An 18,203-nucleotide genomic window follows, 5' to 3' on the forward strand; every position below is an offset into this window, starting at 1 on the left:
AGGATTTTCTGATGATCAATCTGACGCTGCGCCAGCTCCGGTATTTCGATGCGCTGGCCCGTCACGGCCATTTCGGCCGCGCGGCCGAGTCCTGCTCGATCTCGCAGCCGGCCCTGTCGATGCAGATCAAGGAGCTCGAGGAGGCGCTGGGCGGCCTGCTGCTGGAGCGCAGCGCCCGGCAGGTCGCGCTGACCCGGTTCGGCGAGGAGCTGGCGCAACGGGTCCGCGACATCCTGCGCTCGGTCGACGAGCTCGGCGATTTTGCGCGCGCATCGCAGGACCGCTTCGCCGGCCGCCTGCGCATCGGCATGATCCCGACCATCGCGCCCTATCTGCTGCCCAAGATCACCAAGAACCTCACGCGCATGCATCCGGAGCTCGACATCCGCGTCCGCGAGACCATGACGCCGCGGCTGATCCAGGAGCTGGTGGAGGGACGGCTGGACACCGCCATCGTGGCGCTGCCGGTGTCGGAGCCCTCGCTCACCGAGGTCGCGCTGTTCGAGGAGAAATTCCTGCTGGTGCGGCCGGGCGCCGATGAGGGCACGCCGGTGCCGTCGCGCGAGATGATGCGCGAGATGCGGCTGCTGCTGCTCGAGGAGGGGCACTGCTTCCGCGACCAGGCGCTGTCGTTCTGCAACATGCAATCGGCGCCGCCGCGCGAGATGCTGGATGCGAACTCGCTGTCGACGCTGGTGCAGATGGTCAGCGCCGGCATCGGCGTCACCCTGATCCCGGAGATGGCGGTGCCGGTGGAGACGCGATCGGCCTCGGTCTCGCTGGCGCGCTTCCGCGACCCCGAGCCGTCGCGCACCATCGGCATGGTCTGGCGCAAGACCAGCCCGCTGGCGCGGCAGCTGCTGCAGATTTCCGAGGTGGTGTGCCTGTCGGCCGGCAAGGTGCGGGCGCGGCAATCCGTGCGCCAGAAGGCTTGACCGGATGTCGCATCCGGTCATCCGCCTTGCCCGTTCCGACGAGTACGACGAGATCGGCCGCGTCTGGATGGAGAGCTGGGTCTCGACCGGGCTCGCCGAGACAAGCGACTTCCTGCTGGCCAATTTGCGCGCGCGCATCCGGCGCGAGATTGGGGACGGCTGGAGCCTGTTCGTCGCCGACGATCGCGGCACGATCGCCGCGATGCTCGCGCTGCATCTGCCAAAACTCTATCTCGACATGCTGTTCGTCGCGCCCGCCTATCAAGGCCGATCGCTCGGCCGGCAATTGCTCGCCTTCACCCGTACGCAAATGCCGGACGAGATGCATCTGCGCTGTGTGCGCGAGAACGAGAAGGCCTGGCGCTGGTACGAGCGCGAAGGCTTTGTGTTCGAGAAGGAAGAGATCGAGCCGTCGAACGGGTTCGTGATGAAGTACTATCGGTGGAAGCGAAGGACCATCGACGCGTAGTGCGCCGAGACCCTCATCTTGCAGTTGTCATCGGCTCGCTCTAAGACTTGTCTCAAGTCCTCACCGCACATCTTCCAAGCTCGTGATCCCGCCGATTCCATGTTTCGCATCTGTTTGACCGCGATCTCCTTGTTTGGCCTCATCAGTGTCGCCGCGGCGCAGCCTGCACCGCCATCGGCTACGCCAACGTCGCGCCCCGCCAAGGGCGCAACTCCGAAAGGCGCAACGAATCCCAAGCAGGCGGGCGCTGCAGACGCTGGCCCATGCGAGATCGGTCTCCTGGCTGCGCCGGCCAATCGTTTCGGCGTTCAGCAGGTCGGCTTCACCATGTTCGGCAACGAGTACACACCCGTCGGGGTCGAGAGTTGGGGACTGGACGATCTCATCCTGTCGCGGCTTCGCGCGGCCGCAGCCGGAAAGTCGGTCAGGCGAATTGCGTATTCGCCCGCTGCTTTTGCGCACGCCGTGGAATCGGGATCGCCGATGCTGCGTCGGAACCCGGAACGACAGGAGTTCGTTCAGCAGAGCGCCGCCACTACCAGATGTCAACGCTATGTCCTGGTCGAGCGATACCAGAACCGCTTCAGCAATACCAACCAGTCCGTCGAAGGCTTTGGCATCGTCAAATGGGGCAACCCCATCAAGCGTCGCACGTTCCTGTTCGCACTGACCTACATCACCGTGTTCGACGGGCAGTCATTCGAGGCCGTCAAAAAGGGCGCCGCAAGCCTGGATGACGAGCCGATGATGTCCCGACTGATCGGGATCAACCCCATCAGTGGTCCCAACAAGGAGTTGGACGAAGCCGCCTTTCCATCGGCTCCCGCCGAGGTGGCGGCTAACGCAAAGCTGCGCGACGGTGTCCGTGCCTTATTGACGACAAGCCTCGACCGGACATTGCCGGGACTGCTCCAGCAATGAGGTCCGCGCCATGATCAAGCTCTATTGGTCGCCCCGCTCACGCTCGTTCACGGCGCTCTGGCTGATGGAGGAGAGTGGCCTGCCCTATGAGCGCGTGCTGACCGACATCACGACCGGCGCGCAGAAGACGCCGGATTATCTGAAGATCAACCCGATGGGCAAGGTGCCGGCGCTGACCGACGGCGAGGCCGCGCTCGGCGAAGCCGCGGCCATCTGCGCCTACATCGCCGACCGCTATCCGGAGACCAAGCTCGCGCCGGCCGTGACCGACCCGCGCCGCGCGCGCTATCTGCAATGGCTGTTCTTCTCGCCCGGCTGCATCGAGCCCGCCATCATCCAGATCTTCACCAAGATCGAAATCCCGACCTCGACGGCGGCCTGGGGCAGCGCCACGCAGGTGTTCGACGTGCTGGAAGGCGCGCTCGCCAAGGGTCCGTGGATTCTCGGCGAGGAATTCTCCGCCGCGGACATCGTGATCGGCTCGGGCCTGAATTTCGCGGTACGCCGGTTCAAGATGGTGCCGTCGCGCCCGGCATTCGACGCTTACCTCGCGCGCTGCACGGCGCGGCCGGCGTTCCAGCGCGCGGAGACGATCGCGGCGGGTTAGCTTTCCGCCTTCAAATCGTCCGGCCGCGGCATCAGGATGATGTTGTAGCCGGAATCCACATAATGGATTTCGCCGGTGACGCCGCCGGAGAGATCGGACAGCAGATACAGCGCCGAGCCGCCGAGCTCGTCGAGCGTGACACCGCGGCGGAGCGGCGCGTGCTTCTGCATGTAGGCGAACATCGCCCGCGCCTCGCCGATGCCGGAGCCGGCGAGGGTGCGGATGGGCCCCGCGGAGATCGCATTGACGCGGATGCCGCGCGGCCCGAAATCGGCGGCGAGATAGCGCACGGAAGCCTCCAGCGCCGCCTTGGCCACGCCCATCACGTTGTAGTTCGGCATCGCGCGCTCCGAGGCGCCGAAGGTCAGCGTGATCATGCTGCCGCCTTCCGTCATCAGCTCGGCGGCGCGCTTTGCGACCTCCGTGAACGAGAAGCAGGAGATCACCATGGTGCGCGAAAAATTCTCGCGGCTGGTGTCGGCGTAGCGGCCCTTCAGCTCGTTCTTGTCGGCGAAGCCGATGGCGTGGATGACGAAGTCGAGCCTGCCCCATTTGTCGCGGAGCGCCGCGAAGGTGGCATCGACGCTGGCGATGTCCTCGACATCGCAAGGCAGCACCAGGTCGACGCCGAGCTGCTCCGCGAGCGGCTTGACGCGCTTGCCGAGCGCCTCGCCCTGGAAGGTGAAGGCGAGCTCGGCGCCGTGGGCATGCAGCGTCCGCGCCATGCCCCAGGCGATGGAATGATCATTGGCGATGCCCATGATCAGACCGCGCTTGCCTTTCATCAACAATGTCATGTGGTGGATTCCATCAATCGGAAAGATCTGGCTTCAACCTCTAGAGTGCCACCGAACAGGCAGGCGACGAGGATTTCCGTATCGGCCGTGAATTCCATGCGCAACAGATCGATATTCCCGCTGGCCCGATTCTTGAGAAGCCGCGCGATGTCGCCACTCATGATAAAGCGAGTGACGCCCGTTCCGACGCAATGATATCTCCGGCGCACCGCGGAACTATCGTCGTTCGGATAGAGATCGACGACGAGCGTGAATTCCGGCTCGTTCGCTTCAAATCCCGAGAAGCGCAGGTCGACGAGAACTCCGTCGTGCCAGTTTATCTCGTCTGGCCCGTTCCCGGATTCAGCAGAGCCCAACTCACGCATCCAGCCGGCTGAACACCAGCGTGGCGTTGGTGCCGCCGAAGCCGAAGGAGTTCGACAGCACGGTGCCGATCCTGGCGTTGTCGATGCGCTTGCGCACGATCGGCATGTCGGCGAACACGGGGTCGAGCTCCTGGATGTGCGCGCTCTCGCAGATGAAGCCGTTGTTCATCATCAGCAACGAATAGATCGCTTCCTGCACGCCGGTGGCGCCCAGCGAATGGCCGGTCAGCGCCTTGGTCGCCGAGATCGGCGGGCACTTCTCGCCGACGCCGAACACTTTTCGGATCGCCTCGATCTCCGGCGGATCGCCGGCCGGGGTCGAGGTCGCGTGCGGGTTGATGTAGTCGACCTTGGTCTTCACCGTCGACATCGCCATGCGCATGCAACGCTCGGCGCCTTCGCCCGACGGCGCCACCATGTCGTGGCCGTCCGAGGTCGCGCCGTAGCCGACGACCTCGCCGTAGATGCGCGCGCCGCGCGCCTTGGCATGCTCGAGCTCTTCCAGCACCAAGACGCCGGCGCCGCCGGCGATGACGAAGCCGTCGCGATTGAGATCGTAGGGACGCGAGGCGGTGGCCGGCGTGTCGTTGTATTTCGAGGACATCGCGCCCATGGCGTCGAACAGCACCGACAGCGTCCAGTCCAGTTCCTCGCAGCCGCCGGCGAAGATGACGTCCTGCTTGCCGATCTGGATGGTCTCATAGGCATTGCCGACGCAATGGTTCGAGGTCGCGCAGGCCGAGGAGATCGAATAGTTCACGCCCTTGATCTTGAACCAGGTCGCGAGCGTGGCCGAGGCCGTGGAGGACATCGCCTTCGGCACCGCAAACGGGCCGACGCGCTTCGGGCCCTTGGAGCGGGTGATGTCGGCGGCCTCGACGATGGTGCGCGCCGAGGGCCCGCCGGAGCCCATGATGATGCCGGTGCGGACGTTGGACACTTCGTCGGGCGACAGGCCGGAATCCTGGATCGCCTGCTCCATCGCGATGTGATTCCACGCCGCGCCCTGGCCGAGGAAGCGCATCGCGCGGCGGTCGACCACCGTCGATGGATCGAGCGTCGGTTCGCCTTGCACCTGCGAACGGAAGCCGAGCTCGGCATATTTCTCAGCCCGCGAAATGCCCGACTTCGCCTCGTGAAGGCTCGCAAGCACTTCCTGGGTGTTGTTTCCGATCGACGAGACGATGCCCATCCCGGTGACCACAACCCGCCTCATGACAGCCTCGCCCTGCTCGTTGTCTTCTCGTTCTCTTCGTGATGATGCGCTCAGCCCAGGCTCGTGCCCTGCTTGAACAGGCCGACCTTCAGGTCCTTTGCGCGATAAATAATCTGCTCGTCGACCGAAAGCCACCCGTCGGCGATACCGAGCACCAGCTTTGAACGCATCACGCGTTTGATATCGACGTTGTACACAACCTTGCGGGCCTCGGGCAGCACCTGGCCGCTGAACTTCAGCTCGTTCAGGCCGAGCGCGCGACCACGGCCTTCACCCCCGGTCCAGCCCAGATAGAAGCCGACCATTTGCCACAGGGCGTCGAGGCCGAGGCAGCCGGGCATGACGGGATCGTTCTTGAAGTGGCAGCCGAAAAACCAGAGATCGGGCTTCACGTCGAGCTCGGCGCGCACCAGGCCCTTGCCGAACTCGCCGCCATTGTCGTTGATGTCAGTGATGCGGTCGAACATCAGCATCGGCGGCAGCGGCAGCTGGGCATTGCCCGGCCCGAACATTTCGCCGCGGGCACAGGCCAGCAAATCTTCGTAGTCGTAACCGTTGCGCCTGTTCAGCATTCACGAGCCTCTGTTCAAATCCCGATTGAGCGGCGTTCCTGGCGAAATTGGGCCCCGTCTCGAGCGGACAGCAAACGCCAATTGCCACCGCCGGCCGCGACTTGCGCAAGCTTCGCATGGACTGCCGACCGGGTCTCCATGCCCGGCTGCGCCAAAATCGGCTGAGCGGAACCGCGCGCTCTCTAACACAGGCCATTTCGGTGGCAAAGCGCTGACATGAAGGTAAAATGACGCGCTCCCCAGGCGGTTCCAAGCCTGATTAGAACCTCTCTAGTTGCGAGAAACTTGCATCTGCATCTTTCTGTTCTTATATTACAGAGAGATATTGTTCACGCGTGCCCGAAATCTTGGAAATGAACGAGAATACCGCGTCCCAACACGACGACGACCATGCCGCGGCCCTCCTGTCCGGCCGCCAGCCGGCCCTGACCGGGTGTCCCTGGCACGACGTCAACGAAATGCTGCAGTCCGCGGGCTTGCGGCCGACGCGCCAGCGCATGGCGCTGGGCTGGCTGCTGTTCGGCAAGGGCGCACGCCACCTCACGGCTGAAATGCTCTACGAGGAAGCCACGCTCGCCAAGGTCCCGGTGTCGCTGGCGACCGTCTACAACACGCTGAACCAGCTCACCGATGCCGGCCTGCTCCGCCAGGTCAGCGTCGACGGCACCAAGACCTATTTCGACACCAACGTCACCACCCACCACCACTATTATCTCGAGAACAGCCACGAGCTGGTCGACATCGAGGATCCGCATCTGGCGCTGTCCAAGATGCCCGAGGTGCCCGAGGGCTACGAGATCGCCCGCATCGACATGGTCGTGCGCCTGCGCAAGAAGCGCTGAGATCGTCCTACATCGCTAATTGATCATCCATGGCCGGGCTTGTCCCGGCCATTGTCGTTTTATGCCGCCATTCCGGGATGGTGCGCCAGCACCAGACCACAGGTGCGCAATCGCGCACCGGGGAATCTCGAGATCCTCGGGTGCGCAACTGCGCACCATAGTTCAATGCTGCGCATCGCCCCGGGATGACCCTTCGGGTCAGTTGACCTGCTCGTCCGAGTAGACGCCCCAGAGGCGCTCCTGCTGGATCCAGCCGTCGAAGCCATTGCCGATGACGCGGCACCAGCCTGCGGCGCATTTCTTGACCTGGGTGACGACGCCGGCCTGCAGCTTGGCCGCAACCGCGCTGTCGGGATCGGGCCGGTCATAGATGGGGGCAAGGTCGTCCTTGTGCTTCATGGTGACGACCGCGGTGCGGCGGCCCGACAGCAGCGAGTGATAGACCCAGCCCTCGGCGCCTTCGGAATCGCGCACCCGGCGCCAGTTCTCGAATTCGGCGGTAATTTCGACCGGCAGGCCGGCACGGGTGTAGACCCAGGCGACGTCATTGTCCTTGGTCGGGCCGGCGCGGACATTGACGTGGTCCGATTTGAGGCTGACATAGCGCGGCACCGGCAGGCCGCTGGCGGTCTGCGGGGTATTGTCCTTCGCCGCAAAGGAGGGGCCGACCGAGGCGCTCAACCAGGTGCAAACGAGCGCCATCACCACACAAAAACGCCCCAACGCCATCAACCCGTCTCCTTCAAGACCCGGCAGACCGGGCCCTCACCGCAAATTCCAAAACCCTGCCGCGCCTGCCCCTTCTCCCCGCCCCACGCGGGTTCCAAGCCCAAAGCCGTGGTTCTTGTCTTGGCCCGGCCTTCTGCTAGAGAGGACGGGCACTTGAGCAACCAATTGGCCCCGATTTTCCGGCCGGAAATGTCGGGTGAGCTTGGAGGAAACGCCGGGGACGGACACGGCAAGGGCAGTGTCGAACAACCGGGTTAATGAGGCCTCAACGACCGGCCTTTGGCGACAGAGGCGGCCTGCGATGCCTCATGAGAGCAGGACATGTCGGTGAAGAAGAAGCCCCTCGTCGTGGTGACGCGCAAGCTGCCGGATTCGATCGAGACGCGGATGCGCGAGCTGTTCGACGCGCGGATCAATCTCGACGACACGCCGATGTCGCCCGAGCAGATCCTCGAGGCCGCCCGCACCGCCGACGTGCTGGTTCCGACCGTGACCGACCACATCAGCGCCGACGTGGTGAACCAGCCCGACTGCAAGCTCCGCCTGATCGCCAATTTCGGCAACGGCGTCGACAATATCGACGTCGCAGCCGCCCATGCCCGCGGCATCACCGTCACCAACACGCCGAAGGTGCTGACCGAAGACACCGCCGACATGACCATGGCGCTGATCCTCGCGGTTCCCCGACGGATGATCGAGGGCGCCTCCATCCTGACCGAGGGCAAGCCCTGGGCCGGCTGGTCGCCGACCTGGATGCTCGGCCACCGCATCGGCGGCAAGCGCCTCGGCATCATCGGAATGGGCCGCATCGGCCAGGCGGTGGCGCGCCGCGCCCGCGCCTTCGGCCTGCAGATCCACTATCACAACCGCCGTCCCGTCGCCCCCGTGATCGCCGAGGAACTCGGCGCGACCTATTGGGAAAGCCTCGACCAGATGCTGGCGCGGATGGACATCATCTCGGTGAACTGTCCGCACACGCCGGCGACCTATCATTTGCTCTCGGCGCGGCGGCTGAAGCTGATCCGCAAGGACGCCTATATCGTCAACACCGCGCGCGGCGAGGTCACCGACGAGGACACGCTGATCAAGCTGATCGAAGGCGGCGAGATCGGCGGCGCCGGCCTCGACGTCTACGAGCACGAGCCCGCAGTCAACCCGAAGCTGGTGCGGCTCGCCAAGGCCGGCAAGGTGACGCTGCTGCCGCATATGGGTTCGGCCACGATCGAAGGCCGCGTCGAAATGGGCGAGAAGGTGATCATCAACATCCGCACCTTCCTCGACGCCCACAAGCCGCCGGATCGCGTGCTGCCGAGCATGCTGTGAGTGGGCTGCGCCAAATCTTATGGATTTAAGGCTTGTAGATTGAGCGGAGCGGCCGCGGCGTACGGCGACCGCTCCGAGCCAGTCAGTGCTTCGCCAGGGCGGCCAGGATCGGGCCGGCCTCGGCATCTTCAACGCATGGCGTAACGGTGATCTCCATCACGTTGGCCCATTGCGCATACCATTGATACATGGCCTTCGGGTCGTTGCTCTCCGAAATGGCAAAGCCCGTCCCGTTCATTCCGTGCCAGCGGCCGAGCATCTTCACACCTTCCGGTGGCGCTCCTCCTGTCTTCAGAAACTTTTCAATGGCGGAGTCGATCAAGTTCGGGGGCAATTTCCAGCTCGAGATGTACTTCATAGCAATCTCCAATCTGAAATTTACGTTCGCCTTGCGGCGAGCCGAATTCAATCACGAAGGGAGACGCTTGCAATATCTATTTTCGTGCCGCGCACCTACGCGCGATGGACGCTGAGATCCTCGAACACGGGCCCGTCGCCGTTGAGCGGATTGGCGGGATCGCGCCCATAGCGCAGCGTCTCGAAGCGCATCGCGCGCGCATCGATCATCAGGAGGCGGCCGACGAGACCGTCGCCGAAGCCGACGATCTCGCGGATCGCCTCCAGCGCCATCATCGAGCCGAGCACGCCCGCCAATGCGCCCATGACCCCGGCTTCCGCACAAGCCGGCACGGTGCCAGGCGGCGGCGCTTCGGGAAACAGGCAGCGATAGGTCGGATTGAACTCGCCCTGCTCGTTCGTCTCATGCGCACGGATGGTGGTGAGCGAGCCGTCGAAGGTGCCGAGCGCCGCCGTGATCAGCGGCCGCTTGGCGAAGAAGCAGGCGTCGGAAACGAGATAGCGCGTCGAGAAATTGTCGGAGCCGTCGAGCACGAGGTCGTAATCGCCGATCAGGCCGAGCGCATTGTCGGCGTTGAGCCAGGTGGCATGACCGACGAAGCGGACATGGGGATTGAGCGCCGCGATCCGCTCGGCCGCGCTCTCGACCTTGTGCCGGCCGATGTCGGGCGTGGTGTGGATCACCTGGCGCTGCAGGTTGGACAGCGACACCACGTCGTCATCGACCACGCCGAGCGTGCCGACGCCGGCGGCGGCCAGATACATCAAAGCGGGCGCGCCGAGCCCGCCGGCGCCGATCACCAGCACCGAGGCCCGCTTCAGCGCGGCCTGGCCGGGACCGCCGACGTCGCGCAACACGATGTGGCGGGCATAGCGTTCGAGTTCGTCCGGGCTGAGCAAGCTCTTTGACTCCTGAACCACCGCAACATTGTTCGCGACCAACGAGATGTGCTTCAATCACGCTGCGTTCAATGGGCTGGCTGGATTTGTCATGAGATCGATGCTTGCGGCAACCTTGATGTTGGCGGCGGCCACGGGCGCGAACGCCCAGATGACGACATCGCAAGTCGCCGGTACCAAGCCGAAAACGGTCCAGACCGTCCCGGTGCAGCCGCCGGCGATGCAGACGCCGTCCGCGACGGCCGATGCCATGGCAAAGGCGGAACGGCTGGCGCTGCAGTCCGACCTCGCCTGGGTCGGCCAGTATAACGGCGCCATCACCGGCGACGTCAGCGAGCGCATGGTCAACGCCATCAAGGAATACCAGAAGGCCAAGGGCGGCAAGCCGACCGGCGTGCTCAATCCGCAGGAGCGCGCCGCCCTCGCCGAGACGGCGCGCAAGAAGCAGGAGAGCGTCGGCTGGAAGATCGTGACGGAGCCGACCAGCGGCGCCCGCCTCGGCATTCCCAGCAAGCTGGTGCCGCAGCAGGCAAGCGATGGCAACGGCTCGAAATGGACTTCGCCGACCGGGACGGTGCAGGTGATCCTCAGCCGCCGCAAGGAGACGAACCCGACCTCGGCGAAGCTCGCCGATCTCGAGAAGGAGCCGTCCGGGCGCAAGGTCGATTACACCGTGGTGAAGCCCGACTTCTTCGTGCTGTCCGGCTTGCAGGGCCTGAAGAAATTCTACGTCCGCGGCACCTTCAGGGGCGACGAGGTCCGCACCATGACGATCCTCTACGACCAGGCGACCGAGAACACAGTCGAGCCGGTCGTGATCGCGATGTCGAGCGCGTTCAACGCGTTTCCATCGGGACCGCTGGCCGGGCCGCCGCCACGCAAGACCGTCGAATACGGCACCGGCATCGTCGTCAGCGAGGACGGCACGATCGTCACGGACCGCCTCGTCACCGATGGCTGCCTTGCGGTCACGATCGCCGGCCATGGCAACGCCGACCGTCTCGCCGAGGACAAGGAGCACGATCTCGCGCTGCTGCGCATCTACGGTGCGCGCGGGCTGAAGCCACTCAGCCTCGCCGGCGGGGCTGCGAAGACCAATGTCGATGTCGTCGGCATCGCCGATCCGCAAAGCCAGGGCGGCGCGGCCGCCGTATCGAGCCTCAAGGCTGCGCTGGCGCCCGCGACGAACGGCAATTCCGCGCTCGCGCCGCCGCCGGCGGTCGGCTTCTCCGGCAGCCCGGCCATCGACGCCGACGGCAAGTTCGCCGGCATCGCGCTGCTGAAGCCGGCCATGGTCGCGGGTCCCGCGACATCGGTACCGGCGTCACAGGCTTTGATGGTCTCCGCGGAGACGGTGCGCGGATTCCTGAAGGCGAACGGGGTCGCGGCGAATGGCACGTCGACGGACGTAATGGCCTCCGTCGTACGTGTGATCTGCGTGCGCAAATAAGTCTCGTGTCCCGGACGCGGTGCGGCATGAAATGCCGCTCCGCTGAGCCGGGACCCAGCTCGCCAACAGGTGCGCTTGTGGCTCTCTGAGCCCCGGCTCTGCAGCGCATCGCGTTGCGATGCGCTTTGTCCGGGGCACGGGTGCATGTGCGGCATACGTACGACTACTGAGCCGGTAATGGTACGGATTCGCTGGCATTCGTGATTCCGCCATCATCCTTACCGTTGATTCGGACCTCCGCGATCCCTTTGGATCGGGCCGGCACGTCCTGAGCGAGAAGCGCTCAGCATCCAGAAGCGATGCACGTTCGCGTGGCGTATCCCTGACCCAGCACTCCAAAGGATTGATCTTCAATGCACACGATCGTACTGGCCACCCAAAAGGGCGGCAGCGGCAAGAGCACGCTTGCCATCGGCCTTGCCCTCGCCGCCAAGCAGGCCGGCTTCACCGTCCGCCTGATCGAGACCGACCCGCAGGGCACCCTCTCCAACTGGCAGCGCCGCCGCTCGACCGACGATCTCGTCGTCGAGCCGATCTATCACGCCGCCGATATCGCGCCGCGTCTCAAGATGCTGGCCGATAGCGGCCTCCAGCTCGCGATCGTCGACACCGCGGCCGGCCTGTCCGCCGCCACCACCGCCGCGATCCGCCATTCCGACCTCTGCCTGATCCCGGCCCGTCCCAGCGTCGCCGACATCGAGGCGACCGTCTCGACGCTCAGCGTGGCGCGCGCCTGGAAGCGGCCCTACAGCTTCGTGCTGAACCAGACGCCGATCCGCGGCCAGCGCATCGACAACGCCGCGACCGCGCTCGCCGAGGAAGCCGCGCTCGATCTTGCCGAGGTGCTCGCGCGGCCGCTGATCGTGATGCGCAACGATCATCAGGACGCACTCGCCAGCGGCCTTGCCGTGGGTGAATTCGCGCCGAACGGCAAATCGGCGGACGAGATCCGCGGCCTCTGGCGCTGGATCGAGACCCGGCTCGAGCTCGAAGCCACCACCGATGTCCTGATCGACCAGGTCATCTCGGCTGCCCACGGCATGCTGCACGTTGCGAGCGAGCTTGCCTCGGACGAGACCACGACACTGGCGTCCTGAGCGGGGCAATCGCCCGGACGACAGTCGGGCTCGGCGCCATCCGGTGAAAGAGCCCAAGCGACGAAGCGATCCGGCCCCCAGCCCGGCCGGATTGCTTCGCCTCTATCCTCCCGTCATTGCGAGGAGCGCTTGCGACGAAGCAATCCAGACTGCCGCCGCGGTGGGATTCTGGATTGCTTCGCTGCGCTCGCAATGACGGCGTGGTGGGTCGTCGCCTTCGCCGAGACTTAGGCCCTCTCGGCGGCAAGCCTGATGGTCACTTCTGACATTTCGGACACCAGAAAGTCGAGCGGCCGTTCTGCACGAACCGCTTGATCGTGCCGCCGCAGCGCGGCGTCGTGCATTTCTCGCCTTCGCGGTCGTAGACCCTAAACGAATGCTGGAAATAGCCGAGCTCGCCTGACGTCTGGCGGTGATCGCGCAGGCTGGAGCCGCCGGCCTTGATCGCATCGTTGAGCACGGTGTGGATCGCACCGACCAGCCTCTTGCCATGATCGGTCGGCTCGCCCTTCTTGGTTGATAATGTCGCAGCAATGCGCCGCGGCGACAGATGCGAGCGGTGCAGCGCCTCGCAGACATAGATGTTGCCGAGCCCGGCCACCACGCGCTGGTCGAGCAGCGCGGCCTTCAGGCTGGTGGTCTTGCCCTGGCAGGAGCGCGCCAGCATCGCCGCATCGAATTCGTTGCCGAGCGGCTCGGGACCGAGTCCGCGCAGCAGCGGCTCGTCTTCGAGCGCGCCACGCGCGATCACTTTCATGTAGCCGAAACGGCGCGGATCGTTGAAGACGATGTCGGCGCCCGAGGACATCCGAAACAGCACGTGGTCGTGCGCGGAGTCCTTGGCCTTCGGATAGTGAAACTCGCCGGGCTGAGCCTCGTTGTCCGGCTTGATGACACGAAACGAGCCCGACATGCCCAGATGCATCAAGAGCACGTCGCCGGAGGCGAGATCGGCCATGAGATATTTTGCACGGCGGCCGAGCCCGGTGACGACCTGCCCCTCGAGCCGGGCCACGAAGTCGGGCTGGAACGGAAAGCGCAAATCCGGCCGGCGGGCCTCCGCATTGAGGATTTTCGCACCCTCCATCACGGGCTGAAGGCCGCGGCGGACGGTCTCGACTTCGGGCAATTCAGGCATGGTCAGGCATTCACCTTATGAGGGCGGTGTGATAGCGCCATTGCGGCGGGCAGGCTATGGTCCGCCGAGTGGAGTAGAGTAATGGATCGGCCGGGCGAAACCACGCATTTTGGCTTCAGGGACGTTCCCCTCGGGGACAAGCAGACGCTGGTGAACGATGTGTTTCACAGCGTGGCGTCGCGCTATGATCTGATGAACGATTTGATGTCCGGCGGCCTGCACCGGGTCTGGAAGGACATCATGATCACCGCGCTGGATCCGCCGAGGAGCGACCGGCCGTTCGCGCTGCTCGACGTCGCCGGCGGCACCGGTGACATCTCGTTCCGTGCCGCCAAGGCGGCCGGCCCAGGCTTCCATGCCACGGTGTGCGACATCAATTCCGACATGCTCGCGGTCGGCCGGGAGCGCGCCGCCAAGCGCCATCTCGACACCCAGGTCGATTTCGTCGAGGGCAATGCCGAAGCGCTTGGCTTTGCCGATCGCAGCTTCGACGCCTATACGATCGCTTTCGGCATCCGCAACGTGCCGCGGATCGACCTTGCGCTGCGCGAGGCCTATCGCGTGCTGAGGCCCGGCAGCCGCTTCCTGTGCCTGGAATTCTCCACAGTCGAAATGCCCGGCCTCGACAGGCTCTATGATCTGTTCTCGTTCAAGGTGATCCCGCCGCTCGGGCGCATGGTCACGGGCGACGCCGAATCCTATCAATATCTCGTCGAGTCCATCCGCAAGTTTCCAAAGCCCGCGGCCTTCGCCGACATAATCCGCGAGGCCGGTTTTGCCCGCGTCAGCTGGCAGACACTCTCCGGCGGCATCGTCGCACTGCATTCGGGCTGGCGTTTGTGATCTCTGCCGTCACCCACATTGCGCGCCTGATCCGCGCCGCGTTCGTGTTTGCGCGCGAAGGCGTGTTCGGCGCGGTCGATCCGAGCCTGGTGCCGCCGCCGGGACAGCTCGCGCTGAAGCTGGCGCGCATCATCGAGCGCCGCGGCGCCAAGCACGGTCCGCGGATCTCGCGCGCGCTGACGCGGATGGGCCCGGCCTATCTCAAGCTCGGCCAGTTCCTGGCAACGCGCCCCGACGTGGTCGGCGTCATCATGGCGCGCGATCTGGAGAGCCTGCAGGACCGCCTGCCGCCGTTTCCGCAAGGCGAAGCCGAGGCCACCATCGCGACCTCGCTGGAACGGCCGCTGACGGACGTCTTCGTGAGCTTCGGCCCGCCGGTCGCCGCGGCCTCGATCGCGCAGGTGCATCGCGGCGAGGTGTTGCGCGACGGCATCCGCAAGTCCGTCGCGATCAAGGTGCTGAGGCCCAACGTCGCGGCACGCTTCCGCCGCGACCTCTCCGATTTCTTCTTCGTCGCGCACAAGGCCGAGGCCTATTCGGCCGAGGCACGGCGCCTGCGCCTGATCGAGGTCATCAACACCATGTCGCGCTCGGTCGCGATGGAGATGGACCTGCGACTCGAAGCGGCTGCGCTGTCGGAGATGGCGGAGAACACGCGCGACGATCCGGATTTCCGCGTGCCCGCCGTCGACTGGGACCGCACCACGCACAACGTGCTGACGATGGAATGGATCGACGGCATCGCGCTGAACGACCACAAGCGCCTCGCAGAGGCGCAGGTCGACCTGCCCGATCTCGGCCGCAAGGTGATCCAGAGCTTCCTGCGCCATGCGCTGCGCGACGGCTTCTTCCACGCCGACATGCATCCGGGCAATCTGTTCCTGGATGACGCCGGCCGCCTCGTCGCGGTCGATTTCGGCATCATGGGCCGGCTCGGCATGAAGGAGCGCCGCTTCCTCGCCGAGATCCTGCTCGGCTTCATTACCCGCGACTATCGCCGCGTCGCCGAGGTGCATTTCGAGGCCGGCTATGTGCCCGCGCATCATTCGGTCGAGAATTTCGCGCAAGCCATCCGCGCCATCGGCGAGCCGATCCACAACCGCACGGCGGAAGAGATCTCGATGGCGCGGCTGCTGACGCTGCTGCTCGAGGTCACCGGCCTGTTCGACATGACGACGCGGCCCGAGCTGATCCTGCTGCAGAAGACCATGGTGGTGGTCGAGGGCGTGGCGCGCGGCTTCGACCCCAAGCTCGACATCTGGAGGATCGCCGACCCCGTGGTGCGCGAATGGATCGAGCGCAATCTTGGACCCATCGGCCGGGTACAGGGCGCGCTCGCCGGAACCGGGGACCTCGCGCGGGTGTTGATGCGCCTGCCGGAGATCGCCGAGCGGTCGGTGAAGGTGCTCGAGCAGCTCGAGACCATGACCCGCGAGGGCATCAAGCTGTCGCCGGAGAGCATCGCGGCCATGGGCCGCAGCGAGGGCCGCAAGACCCGCTGGCGCACCGTGGCGCTCTGGATCATCGCCGCGACCTTCATCGGCATCCTGATCGCCGTCCGGAATCTGTGATTGCCTAAACTTTGATTGCATTGCAATCACACGAGTGATAGCATCGCTATCATTTCCTGCCGGAGGGCGTCATGGCAAGCCTGACCATCCGCAAGCTCGACGACGCCGTCAAAACCTATTTGCGGCTGCGTTCGGCCAAGAACCACAGGTCGGTCGAGGAGGAGGTCCGGGTCATCCTGCGGGAGCTGATCGAGGGCCGCGAGGAGCCGCTGACGCCGTTTGCGGTGCCGCCGGCTGTGTCCGCTTCCCCGACGCCTCAGCGCACCGGCGCCGTCCCTGAGGCCAGTGTCACCCTGATCATCGGCGGCGGGATCGCGGCCTACAAATCGCTCGACCTGATCCGCAGGCTGAAGGAGCGCCGCATCGAGGTCCGCTGCGTGCTGACCAAGGCGGCCCAGCAATTCGTGACGCCGCTGGCGGCGAGCGCGCTCTCGCATGAGCGCGTCTATACCGATTTGTTCGACCCGCAGAGCGAGTTCGACGCCGGCCATATCCGCCTCGCGCGCGACTGCGACCTGATCGTGGTGGCGCCCGCGACGGCCGACCTGATGGCGAAGATGGCGAACGGTCACGCCGACGATCTCGCCAGCGCCATCCTGCTTGCGACCAACCGCAAGGTGCTGCTGGCGCCGGCGATGAATCCGCTGATGTGGAGCAACGCGGCGACGCGGCGCAACATCGCCCAGCTCCAGCGCGACGGCGTCGTGCTGATCGGCCCGAACGCGGGCGAGATGGCCGAAGCCGGCGAAGCCGGAACAGGCCGCATGTCGGAAGCCGTCGAGATCGCCAATGCCGCCGAGCGGCTGCTGCGGGCGCCGGTGCCGAAGCCGCTCGCCGGCAAGCGCGTGCTGATCACCGCCGGCCCCACCCACGAGCCGATCGATCCGGTGCGCTATATCGCCAACCGCTCTTCCGGCAAGCAGGGTTTTGCCATTGCCGCCGCCGCGCAGGCCGCCGGCGCCGAGGTCATTCTGGTGAGCGGGCCGGTCGACCTCGACGATCCCCCGGGCGTGACGGTGAAACATGTGGAATCGGCGCGGCAGATGCTGGAGCAGGTCGAGGCCGCGCTTCCCACCGACGTCGCGATCTTCGCCGCCGCGGTCGCCGACTGGCGCGTCGCGAACGAGGGCGAGCAGAAGCTGAAAAAGACTTCTGCCGGCATGCCGCCGCTTCAGCTGGTCGAGAACCCCGACATCCTCGCCACGATCTCCAAGCTCACCGACAAGCGCCCGCGGCTGGTGATCGGCTTTGCCGCCGAGACCGAGCACCTCATCGACAACGCCAAAGCGAAATTTGCGCGCAAGGGCTGCGACTGGATCGTCGCCAACGACGTCTCGCCCGCGACCGGCGTGATGGGTGGCGACCGCAACACGGTCCACCTGCTCAGCCGCAAGAGCGGTGCGCGGGACGGCGAGATTGCAGTTGATTCCTGGCCGGCGATGACCAAGGAACAGGTCGCCACCGAGCTGGTCGCGCATATCGCGAAAAACGTGACCGGCAAATCCCTGGAGTCCGCATCTTGAGCACGAAGGTGACCGTCGAGCTGCAGCGCCTCGCCCACGCGGAGGGCCTGCCGCTGCCGGCCTATCAGACCAGCGAGGCCGCCGGCCTCGATCTAATGGCCGCGGTGCCGGACGAGGAGCCCATGACGCTCGCACCAGGCCAATACGCACTGGTGCCGACCGGCCTTGCCATCGCCTTGCCGCCCGGACACGAGGCACAAGTGCGGCCGCGTTCGGGGCTCGCGGCCAAGCACGGCGTCACCGTGCTGAATTCGCCGGGCACGATCGATGCGGATTACCGCGGCGAGATCAAGGTGATCCTGATCAATCACGGCACCGCGCCGTTCGTGATCACGCGCGGCGAGCGTATCGCCCAGATGGTGATCGCGCCGGTGCTGCAGGCCACGCTGGTTCCCGTCGCCACCTTGTCGGCGACCGATCGCGGCGCCGGCGGCTTCGGCTCGACCGGGCGCTAACGCACGGCAATCCCTGCCGAATCATCCGCAGAATCACGTGAGCCGGAACCGCGCGCGGGGCATTTTTGTGGGGCCGCCTCTGCGTTCACGATC

General features: G+C 65.5%; 20 protein-coding genes. 12 read left to right on the forward strand and 8 right to left on the reverse strand.

From position 1 onward, the window contains the following. Positions 1 to 11: 11 nt before the first annotated feature. From BDOA9_RS05320 to BDOA9_RS05335, 4 genes are read left to right on the forward strand one after another with little or no spacing between them, the layout of a single operon-like run. Complete coding sequence (locus BDOA9_RS05320; protein WP_025032914.1) at positions 12 to 935, forward strand: hydrogen peroxide-inducible genes activator; 924 nt, start codon at positions 12 to 14, stop codon at positions 933 to 935. A gap of 4 nt (positions 936 to 939) precedes the next feature. Beyond that, positions 940 to 1,404, forward strand: coding sequence for a GNAT family N-acetyltransferase (locus BDOA9_RS05325; RefSeq protein ID WP_025032915.1), 465 nt, complete (start codon positions 940 to 942; stop codon positions 1,402 to 1,404). 18 nt (positions 1,405 to 1,422) lie between these two features. Beyond that, positions 1,423 to 2,325, forward strand: coding sequence for a hypothetical protein (locus BDOA9_RS05330; protein WP_152033138.1), 903 nt, complete (start codon positions 1,423 to 1,425; stop codon positions 2,323 to 2,325). A 10-nt stretch (positions 2,326 to 2,335) separates the two neighbouring features. Further along, a complete protein-coding gene (locus BDOA9_RS05335) occupies positions 2,336 to 2,932 on the forward strand; it encodes a glutathione S-transferase family protein (protein WP_025032917.1) in 597 nt (198 codons plus the stop codon). On the opposite strand, the gene fabI is transcribed toward BDOA9_RS05335, so the two are convergent. The 4 genes from fabI to fabA are packed head-to-tail and all read right to left on the reverse strand — an operon-like array spanning position 2,929 to position 5,882. Next, positions 2,929 to 3,729 carry an enoyl-ACP reductase FabI gene (gene fabI, locus BDOA9_RS05340; RefSeq protein ID WP_025032918.1) on the reverse strand — a complete coding sequence of 267 codons (801 nt, stop codon included), beginning with the start codon at positions 3,727 to 3,729 and terminating at the stop codon, positions 2,929 to 2,931. The two genes, BDOA9_RS05335 and fabI, sit on opposite strands and share 4 nt — an antisense overlap. Then, positions 3,726 to 4,085, reverse strand: a complete 360-nt coding sequence (locus tag BDOA9_RS05345) for a hypothetical protein (RefSeq protein WP_152033139.1) — start codon at positions 4,083 to 4,085, stop codon at positions 3,726 to 3,728. Before BDOA9_RS05345 ends, fabI begins: the two co-directional genes overlap by 4 nt. Position 4,086: 1 nt before the next feature. Continuing rightward, on the reverse strand, positions 4,087 to 5,310 hold the full coding sequence (fabB, locus tag BDOA9_RS05350) for a beta-ketoacyl-ACP synthase I (RefSeq protein ID WP_025032920.1): 1,224 nt from the start codon (positions 5,308 to 5,310) through the stop codon (positions 4,087 to 4,089). A gap of 50 nt (positions 5,311 to 5,360) precedes the next feature. Then, entirely contained in the window at positions 5,361 to 5,882 is a 522-nt protein-coding gene (gene fabA / locus BDOA9_RS05355; protein ID WP_025032921.1) for a bifunctional 3-hydroxydecanoyl-ACP dehydratase/trans-2-decenoyl-ACP isomerase, read from the reverse strand. A 353-nt stretch (positions 5,883 to 6,235) separates the two neighbouring features. Between fabA and irrA the strand changes: the two genes are divergently transcribed. Continuing rightward, positions 6,236 to 6,724: an iron response transcriptional regulator IrrA gene (gene irrA, locus BDOA9_RS05360; protein WP_025032922.1), complete on the forward strand. Its 489-nt coding sequence runs from the start codon at positions 6,236 to 6,238 to the stop codon at positions 6,722 to 6,724. 198 nt (positions 6,725 to 6,922) lie between these two features. On the opposite strand, the gene BDOA9_RS05365 is transcribed toward irrA, so the two are convergent. After that, on the reverse strand, positions 6,923 to 7,453 hold the full coding sequence (locus BDOA9_RS05365) for an SH3 domain-containing protein (RefSeq protein ID WP_025032923.1): 531 nt from the start codon (positions 7,451 to 7,453) through the stop codon (positions 6,923 to 6,925). 321 nt (positions 7,454 to 7,774) lie between these two features. On the opposite strand from BDOA9_RS05365, the gene BDOA9_RS05370 reads away from it, so the two are divergent. Beyond that, positions 7,775 to 8,776 carry a 2-hydroxyacid dehydrogenase gene (locus BDOA9_RS05370; RefSeq protein WP_025032924.1) on the forward strand — a complete coding sequence of 334 codons (1,002 nt, stop codon included), beginning with the start codon at positions 7,775 to 7,777 and terminating at the stop codon, positions 8,774 to 8,776. An 82-nt stretch (positions 8,777 to 8,858) separates the two neighbouring features. Here the strand turns inward: BDOA9_RS05370 and BDOA9_RS05375 are convergent, their stop codons facing one another. Next, positions 8,859 to 9,134 carry a DUF3303 domain-containing protein gene (locus tag BDOA9_RS05375; protein WP_025032925.1) on the reverse strand — a complete coding sequence of 92 codons (276 nt, stop codon included), beginning with the start codon at positions 9,132 to 9,134 and terminating at the stop codon, positions 8,859 to 8,861. A gap of 95 nt (positions 9,135 to 9,229) precedes the next feature. Then, positions 9,230 to 10,033, reverse strand: coding sequence for a HesA/MoeB/ThiF family protein (locus BDOA9_RS05380; RefSeq protein ID WP_025032926.1), 804 nt, complete (start codon positions 10,031 to 10,033; stop codon positions 9,230 to 9,232). A gap of 91 nt (positions 10,034 to 10,124) precedes the next feature. Between BDOA9_RS05380 and BDOA9_RS05385 the strand changes: the two genes are divergently transcribed. Both BDOA9_RS05385 and BDOA9_RS05390 read left to right on the forward strand, forming a co-directional pair. Next, on the forward strand, positions 10,125 to 11,483 hold the full coding sequence (locus tag BDOA9_RS05385) for a serine protease (RefSeq protein WP_025032927.1): 1,359 nt from the start codon (positions 10,125 to 10,127) through the stop codon (positions 11,481 to 11,483). Positions 11,484 to 11,836: 353 nt separating this feature from the next. Next, a complete protein-coding gene (locus BDOA9_RS05390; protein WP_025032928.1) occupies positions 11,837 to 12,580 on the forward strand; it encodes a ParA family protein in 744 nt (247 codons plus the stop codon). 256 nt (positions 12,581 to 12,836) lie between these two features. Here the strand turns inward: BDOA9_RS05390 and mutM are convergent, their stop codons facing one another. Beyond that, positions 12,837 to 13,718 (reverse strand): bifunctional DNA-formamidopyrimidine glycosylase/DNA-(apurinic or apyrimidinic site) lyase, encoded by an 882-nt coding sequence (gene mutM, locus BDOA9_RS05395; RefSeq protein WP_025032929.1) that lies wholly within the window; start codon positions 13,716 to 13,718, stop codon positions 12,837 to 12,839. An 81-nt stretch (positions 13,719 to 13,799) separates the two neighbouring features. Here mutM and ubiE point away from each other — a divergent pair, with 81 nt between their 5' ends. The 4 genes from ubiE (at position 13,800) to dut (ending at position 18,110) form a co-directional block, all read left to right on the forward strand. Beyond that, positions 13,800 to 14,561, forward strand: coding sequence for a bifunctional demethylmenaquinone methyltransferase/2-methoxy-6-polyprenyl-1,4-benzoquinol methylase UbiE (gene ubiE, locus BDOA9_RS05400; RefSeq protein ID WP_025032930.1), 762 nt, complete (start codon positions 13,800 to 13,802; stop codon positions 14,559 to 14,561). Next, on the forward strand, positions 14,558 to 16,132 hold the full coding sequence (gene ubiB, locus BDOA9_RS05405) for a 2-polyprenylphenol 6-hydroxylase (protein WP_025032931.1): 1,575 nt from the start codon (positions 14,558 to 14,560) through the stop codon (positions 16,130 to 16,132). Before ubiE ends, ubiB begins: the two co-directional genes overlap by 4 nt. A 71-nt stretch (positions 16,133 to 16,203) precedes the next feature. Next, positions 16,204 to 17,655, forward strand: a complete 1,452-nt coding sequence (coaBC, locus tag BDOA9_RS05410) for a bifunctional phosphopantothenoylcysteine decarboxylase/phosphopantothenate--cysteine ligase CoaBC (protein WP_025032932.1) — start codon at positions 16,204 to 16,206, stop codon at positions 17,653 to 17,655. Next, positions 17,652 to 18,110: a dUTP diphosphatase gene (gene dut / locus BDOA9_RS05415; RefSeq protein WP_025032933.1), complete on the forward strand. Its 459-nt coding sequence runs from the start codon at positions 17,652 to 17,654 to the stop codon at positions 18,108 to 18,110. Before coaBC ends, dut begins: the two co-directional genes overlap by 4 nt. Positions 18,111 to 18,203 lie beyond the last annotated feature (93 nt).

It is taken from the genome of Bradyrhizobium sp. DOA9 (genome assembly GCF_000617845.2).
In the GTDB taxonomy this organism is placed as follows: domain Bacteria; phylum Pseudomonadota; class Alphaproteobacteria; order Rhizobiales; family Xanthobacteraceae; genus Bradyrhizobium.